An 18956-nucleotide genomic window follows, 5' to 3' on the forward strand; every position below is an offset into this window, starting at 1 on the left:
TATCCGGAATTAGGATCCGGATAGGCAGGGGAATGATTTACTTCCAGCGTTTTCCGGGCTTACGGAAGTAGACCCGATTAATTTTTCTTGGGAGCGGTACCGAAAATATAATCCCAAAGTGGCGTGCTCACACCAAATGCCACATCCGGATCCTTGTAATGATGGATAGCATGATTCACCCAAAGGATTTTTAGAAAATTTTTGGGTGGCTGGTAGGCATGTACGGTGTAATGCACTCCCAGGTACAAGGCATAGCCCAACAGGAATCCAGGTAGGAAAAACAGCGCCGATTCTCCCATGATAAAGTCGAATAAAAAATAGAGGATTACGGCATAGAGCCCGGAAATAAAAGGAGGCATGGCCAGTCGGTCTTTGTCTTTGGGATAGTCGTGGTGGACTCCATGTACGGAATACTGTAATTTATCCTTCATGTGTGTATCCGGTTCCATGTGGTAGAGGTACCGGTGCATGAGGTACTCCACAAAGGTAAAAACCAAAAATCCTCCGAGAAACAAGGCGACACCTTTCCAAAGGGATATCGGTGTCGACGAAATTCCAAAATATAGAGAATACGTGCCCACGCCCAGAAACATGGCGATAGGTATGCTGATGTGGGTCCTACTGAGTTTTTCCAAAACTGGGTTGGCAAACATTTTGGCAGAACCGCTATTATCCGGCCGATCCAATCTTCCAATTTTTTTCATTCGTCGTATAACTTTTGTATCAATACAATTTCCTCAATTTTAATGCCTAAGGTAGGAAATATTGGCTACAGTTAGTAAATTTTTTGTTTATTAAACCGTTTATTAAACGTCAAGTAATTCGGTCCTGTTTTGATTCCAACAAAAAAGAAACTTGATTTTTCTTATCCATTTTGTGGATGCAAACATTTTTCTATCGTTTTTAAATAAAAAGCTTCGTACAGGGGTAATACGGCTGTTACGTCAAACATTTTGGCTCGGGCCAGGGCATTCTTTTTGAACCCAGGCAGGTTTTTGTCGTCGAGGATAAACAACGCTTTTCCTGTCATTTCTTCAATATTGCCTACTTCGCATAAAAAACCGGTTTCTCCATTGATATTTAACTCCGGTATGCCGCCCACGTTGCTGGTCAGCAAAGGGACTTCACAAGCCATGGCCTCTAGAGCGGCCAGGCCAAAACTTTCTTTTTCGGAGGGCATGAGGAATAAATCGGCTACCGAAAGCACTTCTTCTACCGCTTCCAATTTGCCCAGAAACCGAATGTCTTCGCAGGTTCCCAATTGCCGGCAAAGCCGCTCCATTTTATCCCGTTCCGGACCATCCCCTACAAGCAATAGCTTGGCAGGTATTGCCTTTCGCAGTTCAAAGAAAACACGAATGACATCGTCCACTCGCTTCACTTTGCGGAAATTCGACGTATGTACCAGGAGTTTTTCGTCATTTGGGCAAATGGCCCGTTTGAAATGCTCTTTCTTTTGTTTTTTGAAGCGGTTCAGGTCAATGAAATTGGGAATGACCTCTATGTGATTGTCCACATCGAAATGTAGCAGGGTATCTTTTTTCAGGTCCGCAGACACGGCGGTGACACCGTCCGACTCGTTGATGCTAAACGTTACAACCGGTTCGTAGCTTGGATCTTTACCCACCAGTGTAATATCGGTCCCGTGCAGAGTGGTGACAACGGGAATGGAAATTCCCTGCCTTTTGAGGATTTGTTTGGCCATGTATGCAGCGGATGCATGTGGAATCGCATAATGTACGTGCAATAAATCCAACTGCTCGTATTTGACCACATTGACCATCTTGCTAGCAAGCGCCAATTCGTACGGTGCATGCTCAAAAAGCGGATAGCTTTTGATATCGACCTCGTGGTAAAAAAGATTTTCGCTAAAAAAATCCAGCCGGGTTGGTTGGCTGTAGGTGATAAAATGAATTTGATGGCCTTTAGCGGATAACGCTTTCCCCAGTTCAGTTGCCACCACGCCACTTCCACCAAAGGTGGGGTAACAGACGATCCCGATTTTCATTTTAATTGGTTTTGTTGAAGGCTGCTTGCATGCCAAAGTAAACACGCCCGATGTGTCATTTTGTTCATTTTCCCGCTAAAAGGAACTCATTTTTTATGGATTGGTAGATAATATCTTGAATATCTGAACGAACGTTCTCCCGAAGAAGGCGGTTATTGCCGGCATCAGGATGTACCCGATTGGATAGAAATACATAAATCAATTGGTGCTCCGGGTCGGCCCAGGCAGCGGTACCGGTAAAGCCGGTATGTCCGTAGGTGCTCAGGGAAACCAGATTACCGGTAGGACCTTTGTCTTTTTCGGGATCGGGTTTGTCCCATCCCAGCGCCCTACGGCTGTGAAACGATTGTTTGCTGGTAAATCGATCGATTGTCTCCTGGTCCAGCAATTCCACCGCCCCGTATTTTCCTCCCTGAAGCATCATTTGCAAAAGTTTTGCCAGGTCGTTGGCCGTGCCAAAAAGTCCGGCATGTCCTGCCACACCACCAAATAGGGCAGCTCCCGGGTCGTGCACGTATCCATGAACCAGGGTTTTTCGAAAAATCCGGTCGTCTTCCGTAGGAGCAATCTCACCCGGTTTAAATTTTTCCAGGGGCAGGTAGCCAAACCGGTACATCCCAAGGGGATGGTAGAAATGTTGCTCCAGAAATTCGTTCATGGGTTGGTTTACCCGGGTCTCAATGAGCCGGTGCAAGAGGTACATGCCCACGTCGGAATAGCGGTAACTGTACCGGGTGCCTTTGGTACCCCGGTATCGAAGGTTGGATGCGATTGTCCACTTCCAGACGCTGTCCGGAAGAGCCCGGTGCGCATACACTCCGGCTGCCACAGGAAGCGTAAAAGGGTCCTGCTTTTCGTTGCTGTAATATCCCTCTTTCCACTCCGTGCCGTCCAGTGTGTTGGTAAAGTGGGGAATGTAGGGAACGAGGCCGGCTTCGTGTGTCAGAATGTTCCGTATTTGCAAAGGACCCTTGTTGCTGCCCGCCAATTCAGGGAGGTAGTCCTGCAGGGATTTATTCAAATCGAGAAATCCCCTGCTCTCCAAAAACATGATGGCCTGAGTGGTTGCCAGTACCTTGGTCAGGGAGGCCAGATCGTACATGGTTTTGTCGGTGACCTCCACGGCCTCGTTGTAGTCCAGGTGTCCGAAGGACTTCTCGTAAACGACCGCTCCGTTTTTAGCAATCAGTACTGTCCCGCCGGGAGTAGCCCGAGAAGCGATGGCTTTCTCCATCAGCTCGTCAATTTTCAGTAATTCCCTGCTGTCCATTTGTTGCGCTTCGGGGGTACTGTAGGCCAGCCGATGCAGCGGGGGTGTTTCGATGCCATGCCCTTGACTCCACGCTTGAGCAATACTCACAGGTAGTGTACCCGTACCCGGCCGGCCGCCAAAAATTACCTGAGGTGCCAGGCTTTCTGTAAAGTCATTTTCCTCAAAGGCTAAAATCAGGTTTTTTTGTGCGGTAAAATTTCGGGCAGCGTAGGCGTTGCCAAAAACCACCGTGATGACCCTGTGGGAATCCTGCAAGCGCGTGATGAATTCGATTTCTTCTGATTTTAATCCAAAGTTTCTGCGTGGATTATTGCTCATTCCCATCACCCCTACCACGATGGTGCTGTATTCTTTCAAATTTTCCTCAAGTGCGGCAAAATTATCCCGGTTGCTGTTTCCCCGAAGGGTGTAATGCGTGAATTCGGAATACTTGTCCAGGAAGTTCTTAAAGGTTTTTCCCCCGTTTCCCACGGTGATGGATGCCATTCGCTCCATGTCCAGGTGCCGTACGGGAATGGCATCTTCTTCGTTGGTTACTACCGTAAGCGAGGAGGCATAGAGTTGTTCGATAAGGGCCTTTGTGCCGAAATTGCTCAATCGCTCCACCAGGCGATGGGTGTTGACCTGCTGCTTTTGGTGCAATCCTGCCCAGTATTTTGCGCGCAATATTTTGCGTACCCGGGAATCAATTTCCGCTTCACTTATTTTTCCATCGGCTACGGCTTGCTTAATCAAGGCTTTGGATTGGGGTACATCCTCTGCGTAGAGCAGTACGTCGTTTCCGGCGAGTAACGCCAATACATCCACTTCTCCGGGTTTGTACAAGTTACTGACACCTTTCATATTGAGTGCGTCGGTAAAGATGAGTCCCTGAAAATTCATGTCGTTTTTCAGCAGGTCGGTGACTACCTTTGGAGACAGGGTGGTGGGTAATTTTTCTTCACTCCCCAGACTGGGGACGTGCAGGTGGGCCACCATGATGCTCATCAGGCCCTGGTTGATGAGTTCCCGGTACGGATACAGGTCGATGTCCATTATCCGCTCCCGACTGTTGTGAATCACGGGGGTGGTATAGTGGGAATCGGCATTTGTGTCCCCGTGGCCCGGAAAATGCTTGGCATTGGCCATAACGCCATGATCCTGCATTCCCTTCATGTAGGCCAGGGATTTTCTGCTTACCAGTTGCTTGCGTTCACCGAAGGAGCGGTACCCAATGACGGGGTTTTCCGGGTTGGAATTCACGTCTACCACCGGTGCAAAATTGATGTGCATGCCCATTTCTTTAAACTGCCGTGCAATTTCTTTCCCCATCTGATAAACCAGCTCGTCGTTTGCGGCTGCACCCAGGGTCATCTGTTTCGGAAATTGCAGGACGCTATCCAGCCGCATGCCGAGCCCCCATTCTGCATCCATGGCGATAAATAGAGGCGTTTTTGCCAGGGACTGGTAGTGGTTGGTGAGTGCTGCCTGCCGTACGGGGCCTCCCTGAAAAAAGATGAGTCCCCCCAGGTTTTGCTCTTCGATCAATCGGGAGATTTCCTCTTTGTGGGCAGGCCCTTGATTGGAATAAGCCGCTACCATAAACAATTGCCCTAGTCTTTCGTCGAAGGTCAGGGAATTAAAAACACTGTCTACCCAGGCTTGCTGCTTTACTATGTTTTCACCAAGCAGGGGGTCGGAGTTGCCAACGGGAGGGGATGCGGAAACCGGTCCGAAAAGGAAGAGTATACTAAAAAGTAATGCGTAAACTTTTTGACACATGGGTGTGTTAAAATTTTATTGGTACTAATTTAAGAATAACTTTGCAATCAACACCGTGCTGAATTGATCAAACATACGTATTTTCCGTTCGTCTACCTAGTTAAAAGTGATGAGCAGAAAATATCTTATTCAAAAAACAATAGTTGAATAAATTAGGTTTCTCGCCCGGCGCGGTTTTTTCACTTGCCGAAAGGAAAAGACGCCAGTTGGTGGCTTTTCTTTCCAAAGATTCTTGCAGTCAAATTTCTACGAACATGAAGTTTCCATCCATATTCAGGGTCAATCAACCAAGAAGGTTTCAAATCAATCCAAGACATTACGATCCGGTAAAAGAAGAGATTCATCAGCGTACGGAGAACATCAAGCGGGAACTCGAAGCCCGGGGTGTACTGGAGTACGAAGACCGGGAGGAGTTGGATCGCCGCTACTCCCACGGCTCGAGTATTCGTGGGGCATTCACCAGTGGAAGCCCCATCAAAAAGCAGCCTTCTACGGTCATGCAAAGTGCCGGGATGATGCGCATGATAATTTTTGTCTTACTGGTGGCTGGTTTTGGCGGGTACCTGTATATCGGTCCGGATTTCTTTTATTACCTGCTGTACCTGGGAGCTGCCGTGGCATTGCTTGTGTCCTTATTTAAATTAAAACCCTCGAAAAAGAAAGCTACATGAATGACCTGATTCAGTTGTTGCCGGATGCCATCGCCAATCAGATAGCTGCTGGCGAAGTGGTGCAGCGTCCGGCTTCTGCGCTGAAGGAACTATTGGAAAACGCCATCGATGCCAAAGCCAGAAACATTTCGGTGGTGGTGAAGGAGGGGGGCAAATCGCTGATTCAGGTAGTGGATGATGGGATGGGCATGTCCATCACGGACGCACGCATGTGCTTCGAGCGCCATGCCACCTCGAAAATCCGAAAATCGGATGACTTATTTGCGATCCGGACACATGGGTTTAGGGGCGAAGCCATGGCCTCTATCGCGGCTGTCGCTCAGGTAGAGATGAAGACCAAGCGTAGCGAGGACGAACTGGGAACAGTCATTGTGATTGAGGGATCCTCCGTGAAAAAGCAGGAGCCGGTCGTTTTCCGGGAAGGGACCTCGATTTCGGTAAAGAACCTGTTTTTCAACGTGCCGGCCCGCAGAAATTTTCTTAAATCCAATGCCGTAGAAACGCGTCACCTGGTGGAGGAGTTTCAGCGGGTGGCGCTAGCCTATCCGGAGGTGGCATTTACGTTTCACCAAAACGACATGGAGCTGTTCAACCTGGATTCCGGCAAACTCAGCAAACGAATACTCGGCATATTTGGCAAACAGTACCGAAATCAACTCATCGTGTGTCAGGAAGAATCGCCCCATATTTCCATCAAAGGATACATTGGGAAACCCGAGCAGGCGAAACGGACCCGGGGAGAACAATATTTTTTTGTCAATAACCGATTTATAAAAAGCAATTACCTGCACCATGCGGTCATGAATGCCTTCGAGGCGCTGATCGGTAGCGATCAACACCCGTTCTACGTGTTGTTTTTAACGATTGACCCCAAACACATCGATATCAACGTACACCCCACCAAAACGGAGATCAAATTTGACGACGAGCGAACCATCTACGGGGTGGTTCGTTCGGCCGTGAAACAGGCCCTGGGGGCCCACCATGTGGTGCCCATGATCGATTTTAGCCAGGATGTCAACATTGCAGATACCTGGGAAAAGGACGAAGCCAAACGCCAGGAGCTTCGCAGCGAAAACGACTACCGTACCTATCGGGGTCCCAGCCTGCTAAACAAGGGGGTCAAAGGTTGGGAGCAATTGTTCCAACAAAACCCGGAAGACCTGGCCTTGCAGTTTGATCCCGACAAGGCACCACCGGAAGAAGAGCAGTTGCTTACTTTCCCTAGCAAAGCAAACCAACGGGAAGCTGTTCAGCCCCTACCCGGGCAAGGGCCGCTGGGATCGGGTAAAACCTTTCAGGTAGAACAGGCCTATATTGTAGCACAGACCTCCTCGGGCTTGTTGATTTTTGATCAGCAGGCGGCGCACCAGCGCATCCTGTACGAGCAGTACTTGCGGCAGTTGGAACAGTCCGGTGGGGCTTCGCAGCAATGCTTGTTTCCCCAAACCATCCACTTGAGCCCGGCGGACTTCGCATTGGTGATGGATTTGAAAGAGGAGTTAAATGATTTGGGCTTTCAACTGACCGCCTTTGGTCAGCATTCGGTATTGATCAATGGGGTCCCTGCGGACGTGTCCATCGCCAGTGAAAAAGTTCTGGTGGAGGAACTGCTGGAGCAATTCAAACATTTCAAGCAGGAGCTTTCCCTGGGCAGAAAGGAAAATCTGGCAAGATCTTTGGCGAAAAAAACGTCTATCAAACGGGGAGATCCGTTGAAATACCAGGAAATGGAAAACCTGGCCGGTCAACTATTTGCCTGTCAAAACCCCAATTACAGTCCGGAGGGCATCAAAACCTTTGTTAAATTAGATTTGAGTAAAATAGAGCAATTTTTCCATTGATGAATTAAAATCGTATCCTATGTTTAGAGCCCTTACCCCCATCGTGAAAAACTTGCTATTGATCACTGTGGGGATGCACGTAGTCGTATCTTTTTTTATGCCGCAGCTGAAAAATCTCTTTGCACTCTATTACGTGGAAAGCCGGTTTTTTATGCCGTTTCAGTTTGTCACCTACATGTTTATGCATGCTGACTTCTGGCATTTGTTCAGCAACATGTTTGGCCTGTTTATCTTCGGGCCGCTGCTGGAGCAGTTCATGGGGCCGAAAAAGATCCTAATCCTCTGGATGGTTTGCGGGATTGGGTCCGGGGTACTCTACTCGGGATACAATGCCTACAAAATGGGCAGCCTCAACGACCGGATCGAAGCTTTTACCGATAACCCCGATCCGGAATCCTTCAACCGGTTTGTGTCGGACAACCGGCATTTGTTCAATCCGGTTATCTATGAATTTGTGGACGAATACAGCCGAAATCCCGAAAGTCAGGAGCTGGAGTCCCGCGCCAAACGCACCATGTTGGATGTACGGGATCGGCAGGCGAATGTTCCGATGGTGGGAGCTTCCGGAGCGTTGTTTGGGATTCTCATTGCCTTTGGTATGCTCTTTCCCAATACCCAGTTGTTTTTGCTGTTCCCTCCCATGCCGGTAAAAGCAAAATACCTTGTCTTGTTTTATGGACTATACACGGTTTATAATATATTTGTATCGAATCCCACAGATAATGTAGCTCATTTTGCGCACCTTGCCGGGTTGGCCATCGGTGCGGTATTGATTACCTATTGGAAGAAGGACAGAAGAAATTTCTATTAAAACATCATGTACGGAGGATTTTGGTATCATATCAGGCACGCCTTTGACCACAAAGACAATGGTCTCTATAAAATTATTGCCATCAATTTGATCGCATTTTTGGTCTTGATGGTGCTGCGGGTATTTCTTACCATTGGTGGTGCCGAAGAGCTTTACCGCTCCATTGTCTCCGTTTTTATGATGCCGGCCTCTCTGCCCAGGTTTGTGACACAACCCTGGACCCTACTTACCTACATGTTTTTTCATGAAGGCTTCTTTCATATCATATTTAACTTGTTGTTTTTGTATTGGTTTGGGCTTTTGGTTCAGGAATACCTGGGTAGCAGAAAGCTGGTAAACCTGTACATTCTGGGAGGAATCGCAGGCGGATTGCTATACATGGTACTTTATAACATTGCCCCGTATTTTAGCGATCGGGTGGATGGAGCACTGATGCTGGGAGCCAGTGCCGGTGTATATGCCATCGTGGTAGCCGCCGCAACGCTTCGACCCGATACCCAGTTTCACCTGCTATTGCTCGGACCGGTAAAAATTAAATACATTGCCATTTTCTACGTCTTGATCGCGTTTGCCAATTCTGCGGGATCAAATGCCGGTGGGGAATTGGCACACCTGGGCGGAGCCGCTCTCGGGTACCTGTACATCTTACAGCTCCAAAAGGGCGTGGATATGGGCAAGCCCGTTCAGGCAGTTGGCTTGTTTTTTGAGAAATTGTTCTCGCAAAAACCAAAAGTGAAGGTAACCTACCGACGGGGTAGCGATAACGTGAAAACCAAAGGTGGAACGGCACCCGTCAATTCGGGCAGCAGCGGCAGCAAAAGCACACAGGAAGAAATCGATCGAATTCTCGATAAGATTGCCGAAAAAGGCTACGATAACCTGAGCAAGGAAGAAAAACGCAAACTTTTTGATTTTAGTAACAAGGATGTTTGATCCGGGTTAGCTCACCGTTCGTAGCCCAATATTTTTTTGTATTGTCTAAGACCTTCGTCGGTCAAAAAAGGCAAGACCATGGAAAAAACGAGCTTGCTGTAATACTGGTGGTGAAATGAGTCTTGCCCAAAAATCACCAGATTGTGAATGGGCCAGTAATCGGATAGCATGGTCATCTGATTGGCCAGGTTTTCAAAGCTACCCGTAAAGTTTTCTTTTTCAAACACATTTTCCTGACTCATCTTGTGAAAAAGGTGAATCAGTTGGGTCTTACGCAGGGAAATGAGTTCAAAATACCGATCTTTTACCGCCTCGTGCCGGTTGATGATGGTTCCCAGATCCAAAAAAAAGAAGCGGTACTTTTCCTGAATCCGGTAAGAAGCCAGGGTACTCGTATACAACTTTTCCAGCGAACTGCCATTTTGGTCAATTTCTGCCGCGGCTGCATCCGATTCGTTGCACAGGCGGTAAAAGATCCGGACGATCAAATCGTCAAAATCTCGTACATCCCGGTATAAATCTGAAGGACGGATTTGCAATTGGTCTATCAAACGGTCCATATCTGTCCCTTGGTAGCCCTTTTCGTTCAAAACGGGTAGTGATTTTTCTATGATGGCAGGAAGGTCCATTTAATTTACTCTATTTCGTATTTCAAAGTTAAAAAAAAGTAATTCATATCCTAATTTTCCCGTTGTCTAATTACCACTCTATTTTATTCGCCAACTGCCCACAGGCAGCATCGATGTCCTGTCCCCGTGATTTTCGGACCTTGGCGATGATTCCGGATTCCTCCAATATCCGCAAATACAGGGCTACCTTATCGGGTGCGGCCTGTCGAAATTCCCCGTCATCAATGGGGTTGTATTGAATAATATTGACTTTTGAAGGGATTTTTTTGCAAAACCTGGCCAATGCCCTGGCATGTGTTTCGTCGTCATTGATCCCTTCCCAAATCACGTATTCAAAGGTCACTTTTCGTTTGGTTTTGGAATACCAATAGGCCAACGCATCGGCCAGTTCTTCGACGGTATTGCTCTCGTTGATGGGCATCAGACGCGTTCGGGTTTCGTTGATGGCCGAATGCAGGGAAAGTGCCAGATTAAAACGAACCCCGTCATCCGCCAGTTTTCGGATCATCTTCGCAATCCCCACTGTCGAAAGGGTAATCCGCCGGGGGGAAATTCCCAGGCCCTCGGGAGAACAGATTCGCTCAATGGCGGCTAGCACATTTTGGTAATTTAGCAGGGGCTCTCCCATTCCCATAAACACGATGTTGGTCAGGGGCCGGTCAAAATACATCCGGGCCTCTTCCTGAATGGCTACCACCTGATCGTAAATCTCATCCGGGTTTAGGTTGCGCATTCGTTTCAGCCGGGCTGTCGCACAGAAGTTGCAGTCCAGACTGCAGCCGACCTGGGAAGAGACACAGGCCGTAATTCGTTTGGAAGTAGGGATCAACACCGATTCCACGATTTGATTGTCAAACAACTTCACGGCATTTTTGATGGTCCCGTCGGTGCTGCGTTGAAGCTGATCGACCCGAATGTGGTTAATCGTGAAATTTTCCTTCAAGTGTTCCCGGGTGGCCTTCGATAAATTGGTCATGTCATCGAAGTTTTTGAGCGATTTGTTCCACAGCCATTCGTAGACCTGCTTGGCTCGGAATTTTTTTTCGCCCACCGTCTCAAAATACGTTTCCAAATCCGGAAGGCTTAATTTTCGAATGTCTTGTTTGTCGTGTTCCTGCATTTTTCTGCTTGTTTCGGGCCCGTAGTAAACAAAGCTTCTCGGTACCTTGGTTCCTGCCCAACTGCCGTTCTGCCCAACTATTTTGCCAGGGGCAATTACCGGCGTTGCGGAAGGAGGGCTCCCGTTTCCTTCAGTTTTTGCATGAGTATGTTTTCGAGCGAGGCCGCCTTTTCGGGATGGCTTGCTGCCAGGTTTTCGGTTTCTCCCGGGTCGTTGTCCAGGTTATACAGTTCACTGAGCCCTGTCTCGTAAAAATGGATCAATTTCCAGTGGTCCTTCCGAATGGCGGAACCGGGTTTCCAGGCACTGCCATGGTAATGGGGGTAATGCCAAAACAGTTCCTCCCGCTCAATTTGCCCGTTTTCGAGGATCAATGGACTCAAGTCCTTCCCATCGCCGGCATCGTGCGGGATTTGGGCCAGGCTAAGGAGGGTGGGAAATACGTCCATGCTAACCACCGGAGTCTCCGATACACTGCCCTGCCGGGAAATACCCGGCCCCTGAACAATGAAGGGCACCCGGATGCCCCCTTCGTAGCACCAACCTTTGCCCGCCCGAAGCGGGCCGTTTGCCGTGGGAGCACCTTCCGTAAACAAGGTAGACAGGCCTCCATTATCGCTGGTGAACACGACCCATGTGTTATCCGAAAGCCCTGCATCTTCCAAGGCCTGAAGCAGCCTGCCTACATTTTCGTCCATGGCGGAAACCATCGATGCATAGGCCGCATTGTCCTGAATGAGTTTGGTTTGGCCCGTTCCTTCCGGCCGATACGCCTGCTGCCCGGGTTTGGTTTCCAGATTTTCTTTTTTGCGAAGGAAGTAATCGTGTTTGGTTGGCGCAGCCTGTATGGGGGTATGCACCGTGTAAAAGGCCAGGTACAGGAAAAATGGCTCTTCGCCTCGTTGCTGAATAAATCGAATGCTCTCCGACGTAAGTCGTTCCGTGAGGTATTCCCCTTCCGGCCCGTCTTCCAGTCGGGGATTTCCATAGGGGGAATAGTACCCGTTTGCCTGTCCTTGTTTTAATTGCGGCGCTCCCACACTCCAGCCACCGATGTTTCGGTCAAATCCCTGGTATTCGGGCCAGTAGCGGGGTTCTTCTCCCAGGTGCCATTTCCCAACAAAGAAGGTTTGGTAGCCGTTTTCCTTAAATTTCTCTGCGAGCGTGGTTTCTTCCAGCGGCAGTTCATGGCTAATTTCCGGAGTGGCTAGCGGCCAATTTTCTTTATCCCGATTAAAGCCCGGAATCCAATCTGTAATCTGCACCCGGTTGGGATGCTTTCCCGTCATCAGGGCTGCCCGCGTTGGGCTGCATACCGGATGGGCGGAATAGGCCTGGGAAAACCGCAGGCCATTTGCAGCCATACCGTCGATGTTGGGGGTCTCGTAAAAGGTCTCCGGATGGTTGGCCCCGATATCGGCCCAACCCAAATCGTCTACCAAAATCACGATGACGTTTGGTTTAGGCGCCTCTTTTTCCACACAGGAAAAAAAACAACCTAGGCAAAATAAAGTAAGCGGGAGTTTCATGGGACCAAGACAGGCTGATTGTACCCGGCAAAGATAGGCAAATGCACGAATACATCCGATCGGTGCCCTCGGATTTCCATACAGGAAGTAGCGAGCGCCTGCCAAAAAGTCCGAAAAAGGAATCGATCCTGTTCGAAATCGGACATTTTTTCCGAGAAATCGGATTGGTTGCATATTTGATTCTAGCTGTAAAAGAAGAAAAGAAAGCAACCATAACCCGGAACACCATGGATTTCAAACAATTCACCATCAAGTCTCAGGAAGCCATACAGCAGGCACTGGAGCTGTGCACAGCCGGGCAGCAACAATTGATAGAACCTGCCCATTTGCTCAAGGGAATCATTCAAGAAGATAGCAACGTCACCGATTTTCTATTTAAAAAATTGGGAGTCAACAGTGGATTGGTTGTGCAGAAGTTGGACGAACTGATCGGGCAGCTGCCAAAGGTCAGCGGACAGCAACCTTACCTGTCCAATGCCACCAATCAGGTGCTGGAAAAAGCAAAAGGATACCTAAAAACCTTTGGAGACGAATACGTAGCGGTGGAGCATCTGGTATTGGGGGTGTTGGCCGGTACGGATAAAACGGCCCAACTCTTAAAGGATCAGGGACTGAATGAGAAAAATCTCATTGAAGCCATCAAGGAACTACGAAAAGGAAATAAAGTGACAGATCAGAACGCAGAATCAAAGTACAGGTCGCTGGAGAGGTACTCCAAAAACCTGAACGAACTTGCCAAAAAAGGCAAAATTGACCCGGTGATCGGCCGGGATGAGGAGATTAGACGGGTGCTGCAAATACTGGCCCGCCGGACCAAAAACAACCCCATCCTTCTGGGAGAACCGGGTGTAGGGAAAACCGCCATTGTGGAAGGGCTGGCTCAACGGATTGTGAGCGGGGATGTGCCGGAAAACCTCAAGAGTAAAATCCTTATTTCCCTGGACATGGGATTGCTCGTAGCGGGCGCCAAGTACAAGGGAGAGTTTGAAGAACGCCTAAAGGCTGTTATCAAGGAAGTGACCGATTCGGAAGGGGAAATCATCTTGTTTATTGATGAGATTCACACGCTAATCGGAGCAGGTGGGGGCGGAGAAGGGGCCATGGATGCAGCAAACCTGCTGAAACCGGCATTGGCCAGGGGTGAATTGCACGCCATCGGGGCGACCACCCTTAAAGAGTATCAAAAATACATCGAAAAGGACAAAGCCCTGGAGCGTCGGTTTCAGCAAGTCATCGTCGATGAACCGGATGCTATGGATGCCATCTCCATTTTACGGGGAATCAAAGACAAGTACGAACTGCATCACGGAGTGCGGGTAAAAGACGATGCCGTGATTGCGGCAGTAGAACTTTCGCAGCGGTACATTTCCGATCGGTACCTTCCGGACAAGGCCATTGACCTGATGGACGAAGCCGCCGCCAAATTGCGTATGGAAATTGATTCGCTGCCTCAGGAGTTGGACGAGCTTAATCGCCGCATCATGCAGTTGGAAATCGAGCGGGAAGCCATCCGACGTGAAAAAAACAAGGACAAGGAGGCCGTGCTAAGCAAGGAACTGGCAGAACTTTCGGAAAAGAGACAAGGTATCAAGGCCAAGTGGGAAAGCGAAAAAGCGGTCATTCAGGGCATACAGCGGGAGAAGGAAAATATCGATAAATTCAAACTGGAAGCCGAACAAGCGGAGCGAGCCGGTGATTTTGGAAAGGTGGCGGAAATTCGCTACGGAAAAATCGGAGAAAGCGAGAAGAAGCTGCAGTCCTTTCAGCAGCAGCTAAAGGAAATGCAGGAAGGATCGCCCCTGCTGAAGGAGGAGGTAGACCACGAAGACATTGCGGCGGTGGTCAGCAAATGGACCGGGATTCCGCTATCAAAAATGATCCAAAGCGAGCGCGAAAAGCTGCTTCACCTGGAAGAGGAGTTGGGCAAGCGCGTGGCCGGACAGCGGGAAGCAATCGTGGCCCTTTCGGATGCCGTTCGACGTAGCCGTGCAGGCTTGCAGGATCCCAAGCGTCCGATCGGTTCCTTTATTTTCCTGGGCACCACCGGTGTAGGGAAAACCGAATTAGCGAAAGCGCTGGCCGAATACCTGTTTAGCGATGAAAATGCCATGGTCCGCATCGATATGTCGGAATACCAGGAACGACACGCCGTGAGTCGCCTGGTGGGAGCGCCTCCCGGTTACGTCGGTTACGACGAGGGAGGACAGCTGACCGAAGCGGTACGCCGAAAGCCTTACTCCGTGGTATTACTAGACGAGATCGAGAAGGCCCATCCGGATGTATTCAATATCCTGCTGCAGGTACTGGATGATGGCAGGCTGACGGACAACAAAGGCAGGGTGGCCAATTTCAAAAACACGATTATCATCATGACTACCAATATTGGGTCCACCTTGATACAAGAGCGCTTTGAAAACATGGATGCCTGGAACAAGGAACAGGTGATGGAAGAAACCAAAGAAGAAGTGTTTGGCTTGCTGAAAAAATCGGTTCGCCCGGAGTTTCTGAACCGAATCGATGAAACCATCATGTTTGAACCCCTTAACCGGGAAATCCTGCGAAAAATTGTGGATATCCAATGGAAAGAAGTACAAAAACGACTGGCGGAAGCTGGAATCGAATTGGAAGCCACACGGGAAGTGCTGGACTACCTGGGCGAGGTAGGTTTTGATCCCCAATACGGGGCGCGGCCACTAAAGCGAACCATGCAACGCCTGGTTTTAAACGAGCTTTCCAAGCAGATTCTAAGTGGTTACATCAAAAACGATAGCGCCGTATTGGTGGACCTGGATGCAGACAGGCAGGTGTATTTCAAAAATGTGGATGAAGTAGGTGTAGAGTAATATGCGGCCCATGTGGCCGGGATAGAAACAGCAAGCAGCTGGCCAAAGATTTGGTCAGCTGCTTTTTGTTTGCCCACGGATTATGAAGCCGTTCCGAAATAATTCACTCCTTGTGAAGTCAAAACGCCGCTTGGGTTGTACCTTGTATGCATGGACTACCAGCAACTGATCGAAGAAGTATATCAGGAAGTCAACGACCTGAATCTACGGGGCATGGTAGCGGACTACATTCCCGAATTGGCAAAGGTATCCGCTGACCGGTTTGGCATGGCCCTGATCGACTTGAACGGGGAGGTTTACGGGGTTGGCGATTACCAGGAGCCTTTTTCCATTCAGAGTATTTCCAAAGTATTCACCCTGACAATGGTTTTTCATGTTTTTCGGAGCAAACTCTGGTCACGCGTTAACGTAGAACCTAGCGGCAACCCCTTCAACTCCATTGCCCAACTGGAGTACGAAAAAGGCATCCCCCGAAACCCCTTTTTGAACGCAGGGGCCCTGGTGATTACCGATGCCCTTACGAGCAAATTTGAAAATCCCGTCCGTAGTATACGGGAGTTTATTGACGAGCTGGCAGGACAGCATTGCGTTCGGATCAATGAAGAGGTGATGCACTCCGAACTGCTGCATGCGGAGCGGAATACGGCCATGGCTTATTTTTTGAAGGCCTACCAAAACTTTGACAATGACATACAGGAAGTCATCCGCACCTACGTGTCGCAGTGTTCCATTGAAATGAGTTGCGAGGAACTGGCCAAAGCGTTTTCTTACCTTGCAAACGACGGCTATTCCCTCTTTGCAAAAAGGGAAATCCTAAACGAAAGTCAATCCCGCCGTGTCAATGCACTCATGCTCACCTGCGGCTTTTACGACGAATCCGGAGAATTTGCATTTCGCGTGGGCTTGCCCGGAAAAAGCGGTGTCGGCGGCGGGGTGGCTGCGGTACTTCCCGGAAAATTCAGCATCGCCGTCTGGTCGCCCGAATTGAACGAAAAGGGAAATTCTGTCAAGGCGATCAAGGCCCTTGAACTCCTGACAGATAAGCTAAAGTTTTCGCTCTTCTAGACCAGGTTGGCGGTTCGCCACATGGCCCTTGAAGTTGCGGCCAGCGCCGGCTCATTGTCCATGGCGTTTAGTTTGGCATTGAATGGTTCCGCACGTACCGGACCGTCGTAGCCGATGTTGACAAGGGCCTGCATGAAGCCCTTCAGATCGATTAAGCCACTTTCTCCCGGGAGTTGGCGCTCGCCGTCTATTTGTTCGATAATGCTTCTTCCAGCCGTGGCGTCATTGAGGTCGCAGGTCACGATTTGATCGTTGCTTAGCTTTTCCAGATCGGCGACACTTTCGCTAGAGGTGTACCAGTGAAAACTATCCAGCTGTACCCCTACGTTTGGGCGCCCGATGTCAGCAATGAGGTCTTGCACTTCTTTCAGTGTCCCCACAAAAGGGTACCGGTTGATGATTTTCAGGTTTTTTGTACCCACGTACTCAAACCCTAGTTTCAGCCCTTCTTCTCCCAGTATTTGGGCAGCCAGGCCGAGGCGCTGACTGTGTTGCTTTAGGTTTTCCAGGTAGGGCAGTTCGTTGTGGCTGGGCATGATCCAGGTATTCACCCGGCTTACCCCCGCCTCCCGCAGGCGAACGGCAATTTTGGGCAATTCTTTAATCCCTGCTTCGTAGGTAGCCTTGTCTTTGCGGAAATCCACCGGCAGACCGGCCGAATCCCAACTGAGCTGCTGTGCGGCCTTTCGGGCCAAAAATTCATCCAATTTGCCCGGGGACATTTCCATCAGCTGCGCAGGAACAGGCAGGATGGCTTCAAACTTATGGGCCACGGCTTTGTCAATCATTTCTTCCTGACTGATTTTTACGCCTATGGCGTAGGGGTTCAGGCTTATCCGGAATTTTCGTTGGAGGAAATCGGGAGCGGCCTGGGCCAGGTAGGGAGCGGTAGCCAATCCCAGGCTGAGGGCACCGCCTCGCTGAATAAATGTTCTTCGGTTCATTGGATGTTTGCTAATATTCGTGACTGATTAGGATAGAATTTCCCGAATGACATGCCCTTCCACGTCCGTTAAGCGGAAAGGCCTGCCCTGAAAATCAAAGGTAAATTGCTCGTGGTCAAATCCCAAAAGTTGGAGGATGGTGGCATGAATATCGTGTACGGAAACGGTATCTTCCACACCGGAAAATCCGAATTCGTCTGTGAGCCCGTGCGCCGCTCCTTTCTTGATACCGCCCCCGGCCATCCACATGGTAAAGGCATCGACGTGGTGATCCCGGCCCTTGTAACTCTGGGTTTTTCCTTCCCTGTTTTCCTGCATGGGGGTGCGGCCAAATTCTCCTCCCCATACCACCAGCGTTTGGTCCAGTAGGCCTCGTTGCTTGAGGTCGGTCAATAGGGCGGTAATGGGGCGGTCGATTTCGCGGCATTTGTCTTTCATGCCCAGGTCAATGGCGGTGCTTTCGCCGGTACCGTGTGCATCCCATCCCCAATCGTAGAGCTGTACGAACCGGACGCCTTTTTCTACCATTTTGCGTGCAAGCAGGCAGTTATTGGCGAAGGATTCCTCTCCCGGCTGGGTGCCGTAGAGCTGGTGGATGTATTCCGGTTCTTCGTTGATATTCATTACCTCCGGCACCTCAATTTGCATGCGGAATGCCATTTCGTACTGGTTGATTCGGGCGAGAATTTCCGGATCCGCATAGGCCTGGAAATCTGCCTCGTTGATCCCGTTGATGGCGTCGAGCATTTTTCGTTTCAGGCTTCGTGACATGCCTTTCGGGTCCTCGATGTACAATACCGGATCCCCTTGTGAACGGCATTGCACCCCCTGGTAGACGGAGGGTAAAAAACCGCTTCCCCAGACGCTTTTTCCAGCGTCAGGTGTTTTTCCTCCGGAGGTGAGTACCACAAATCCGGGCAGGTTTTGGTTTTCGGAGCCCAGGCCGTAGGTCACCCAGGAACCGATGCTGGGCCGGCCCAGTCGGGGGCTACCCGTTTGCATAAACAGCTGGGCAGGACCATGATTAAATTGATCCGTATGAACGGCTTTCAGGAAAGCCACTTCGTCCACGACCTGCTTGAAATGAGGCAGGTAATCCGACACCCAGTTGCCCGACTCGCCGCACTGCTCAAAGTTGGCTTGGGGGCCGAGCAGGTTGGGACGGCCACGGATAAAGGCAAATTTTCTTCCCTGCAGCAGGGATTCCGGACACTCCTTGTTGTGAAGCCGCGCCAATTCGGGTTTGTAATCAAACATTTCCAGCTGGGAGGGGGCACCCGCCATGTGCAGGTAGATCACCGATTGCACCTTTGGTGTAAAGGGAGGTGCCATAGCAGACAGGGGGTTGAGGTCTCGCTCGGAAAGTTGCATGCGCCGGGGTTCCGGGGCCTGGCAGCCGCCGATGAGTGATCCCAAAGCCAGGCCGCCCATGCCACTTACACAGCGCTGAATAAAATGCCTGCGGGTTTGGGTCTGCAGTTCCCGTTCCAGTTTCTCAGCCAGTAATTTTTTGAGGGTGTCCATG

General features: G+C 49.8%; 14 protein-coding genes. 6 read left to right on the plus strand and 8 right to left on the minus strand.

Annotation, left to right across the window (positions count from 1 at the left end; translation table 11 throughout):
- Positions 1-77: 77 nt before the first annotated feature.
- From GCU44_RS01150 to GCU44_RS01160, 3 genes are all read right to left on the minus strand, one after another.
- Positions 78-704: a sterol desaturase family protein gene (locus tag GCU44_RS01150; RefSeq protein WP_154852632.1), complete on the minus strand. Its 627-nt coding sequence runs from the start codon at positions 702-704 to the stop codon at positions 78-80.
- A 161-nt stretch (positions 705-865) separates the two neighbouring features.
- Complete coding sequence (gene bshA, locus GCU44_RS01155; RefSeq protein ID WP_154852635.1) at positions 866-2008, minus strand: N-acetyl-alpha-D-glucosaminyl L-malate synthase BshA; 1143 nt, start codon at positions 2006-2008, stop codon at positions 866-868.
- A 64-nt stretch (positions 2009-2072) separates the two neighbouring features.
- Complete coding sequence (locus GCU44_RS01160) at positions 2073-5042, minus strand: glycoside hydrolase family 3 N-terminal domain-containing protein (RefSeq protein WP_154852639.1); 2970 nt, start codon at positions 5040-5042, stop codon at positions 2073-2075.
- 254 nt (positions 5043-5296) lie between these two features.
- On the opposite strand from GCU44_RS01160, the gene GCU44_RS01165 reads away from it, so the two are divergent.
- Genes GCU44_RS01165 through GCU44_RS01180 form a run of 4 tightly spaced genes read left to right on the plus strand, consistent with a single transcriptional unit; the run spans position 5297 to position 9301 of the window.
- A complete protein-coding gene (locus GCU44_RS01165; protein WP_154852642.1) occupies positions 5297-5713 on the plus strand; it encodes a hypothetical protein in 417 nt (138 codons plus the stop codon).
- The gene (gene mutL / locus GCU44_RS01170; protein ID WP_154852644.1) at positions 5710-7557 is read left to right on the plus strand and encodes a DNA mismatch repair endonuclease MutL; all 1848 of its coding nucleotides are present in this window, start codon (positions 5710-5712) and stop codon (positions 7555-7557) included. The genes GCU44_RS01165 and mutL overlap by 4 nt, the downstream gene beginning before the upstream one ends.
- A gap of 19 nt (positions 7558-7576) precedes the next feature.
- On the plus strand, positions 7577-8368 hold the full coding sequence (locus tag GCU44_RS01175) for a rhomboid family intramembrane serine protease (protein ID WP_154852647.1): 792 nt from the start codon (positions 7577-7579) through the stop codon (positions 8366-8368).
- Positions 8369-8374: 6 nt separating this feature from the next.
- The gene (locus GCU44_RS01180; protein ID WP_154852650.1) at positions 8375-9301 is read left to right on the plus strand and encodes a rhomboid family intramembrane serine protease; all 927 of its coding nucleotides are present in this window, start codon (positions 8375-8377) and stop codon (positions 9299-9301) included.
- 11 nt (positions 9302-9312) lie between these two features.
- Here GCU44_RS01180 and GCU44_RS01185 read toward each other — a convergent pair whose 3' ends face one another.
- The 3 genes from GCU44_RS01185 to GCU44_RS01195 all read right to left on the minus strand — a co-directional run bounded on the left by GCU44_RS01185 (position 9313) and on the right by GCU44_RS01195 (position 12498).
- A complete protein-coding gene (locus GCU44_RS01185; protein WP_092176187.1) occupies positions 9313-9930 on the minus strand; it encodes a TetR/AcrR family transcriptional regulator in 618 nt (205 codons plus the stop codon).
- 70 nt (positions 9931-10000) lie between these two features.
- Complete coding sequence (gene rlmN, locus GCU44_RS01190) at positions 10001-11050, minus strand: 23S rRNA (adenine(2503)-C(2))-methyltransferase RlmN (RefSeq protein ID WP_092176190.1); 1050 nt, start codon at positions 11048-11050, stop codon at positions 10001-10003.
- Positions 11051-11145: 95 nt separating this feature from the next.
- Positions 11146-12498, minus strand: a complete 1353-nt coding sequence (locus tag GCU44_RS01195; RefSeq protein WP_241684798.1) for a sulfatase — start codon at positions 12496-12498, stop codon at positions 11146-11148.
- A 308-nt stretch (positions 12499-12806) separates the two neighbouring features.
- Here GCU44_RS01195 and clpB point away from each other — a divergent pair, with 308 nt between their 5' ends.
- Positions 12807-15422, plus strand: a complete 2616-nt coding sequence (gene clpB / locus GCU44_RS01200; protein ID WP_154852656.1) for an ATP-dependent chaperone ClpB — start codon at positions 12807-12809, stop codon at positions 15420-15422.
- Between the two features lie 150 nt (positions 15423-15572).
- Positions 15573-16487 (plus strand): glutaminase, encoded by a 915-nt coding sequence (locus GCU44_RS01205; RefSeq protein ID WP_154852660.1) that lies wholly within the window; start codon positions 15573-15575, stop codon positions 16485-16487.
- Here GCU44_RS01205 and GCU44_RS01210 read toward each other — a convergent pair.
- Together GCU44_RS01210 and GCU44_RS01215 are read right to left on the minus strand one after the other, a co-directional pair.
- Entirely contained in the window at positions 16484-17431 is a 948-nt protein-coding gene (locus GCU44_RS01210) for a sugar phosphate isomerase/epimerase family protein (RefSeq protein WP_241684799.1), read from the minus strand. The genes GCU44_RS01205 and GCU44_RS01210 overlap by 4 nt on opposite strands.
- A gap of 27 nt (positions 17432-17458) precedes the next feature.
- Positions 17459-18955: a DUF1501 domain-containing protein gene (locus GCU44_RS01215; protein WP_154852663.1), complete on the minus strand. Its 1497-nt coding sequence runs from the start codon at positions 18953-18955 to the stop codon at positions 17459-17461.
- Position 18956 lies beyond the last annotated feature (1 nt).

It is taken from the genome of Cyclobacterium xiamenense, from assembly GCF_009467825.1.
Classification (GTDB): domain Bacteria; phylum Bacteroidota; class Bacteroidia; order Cytophagales; family Cyclobacteriaceae; genus Cyclobacterium; species Cyclobacterium xiamenense.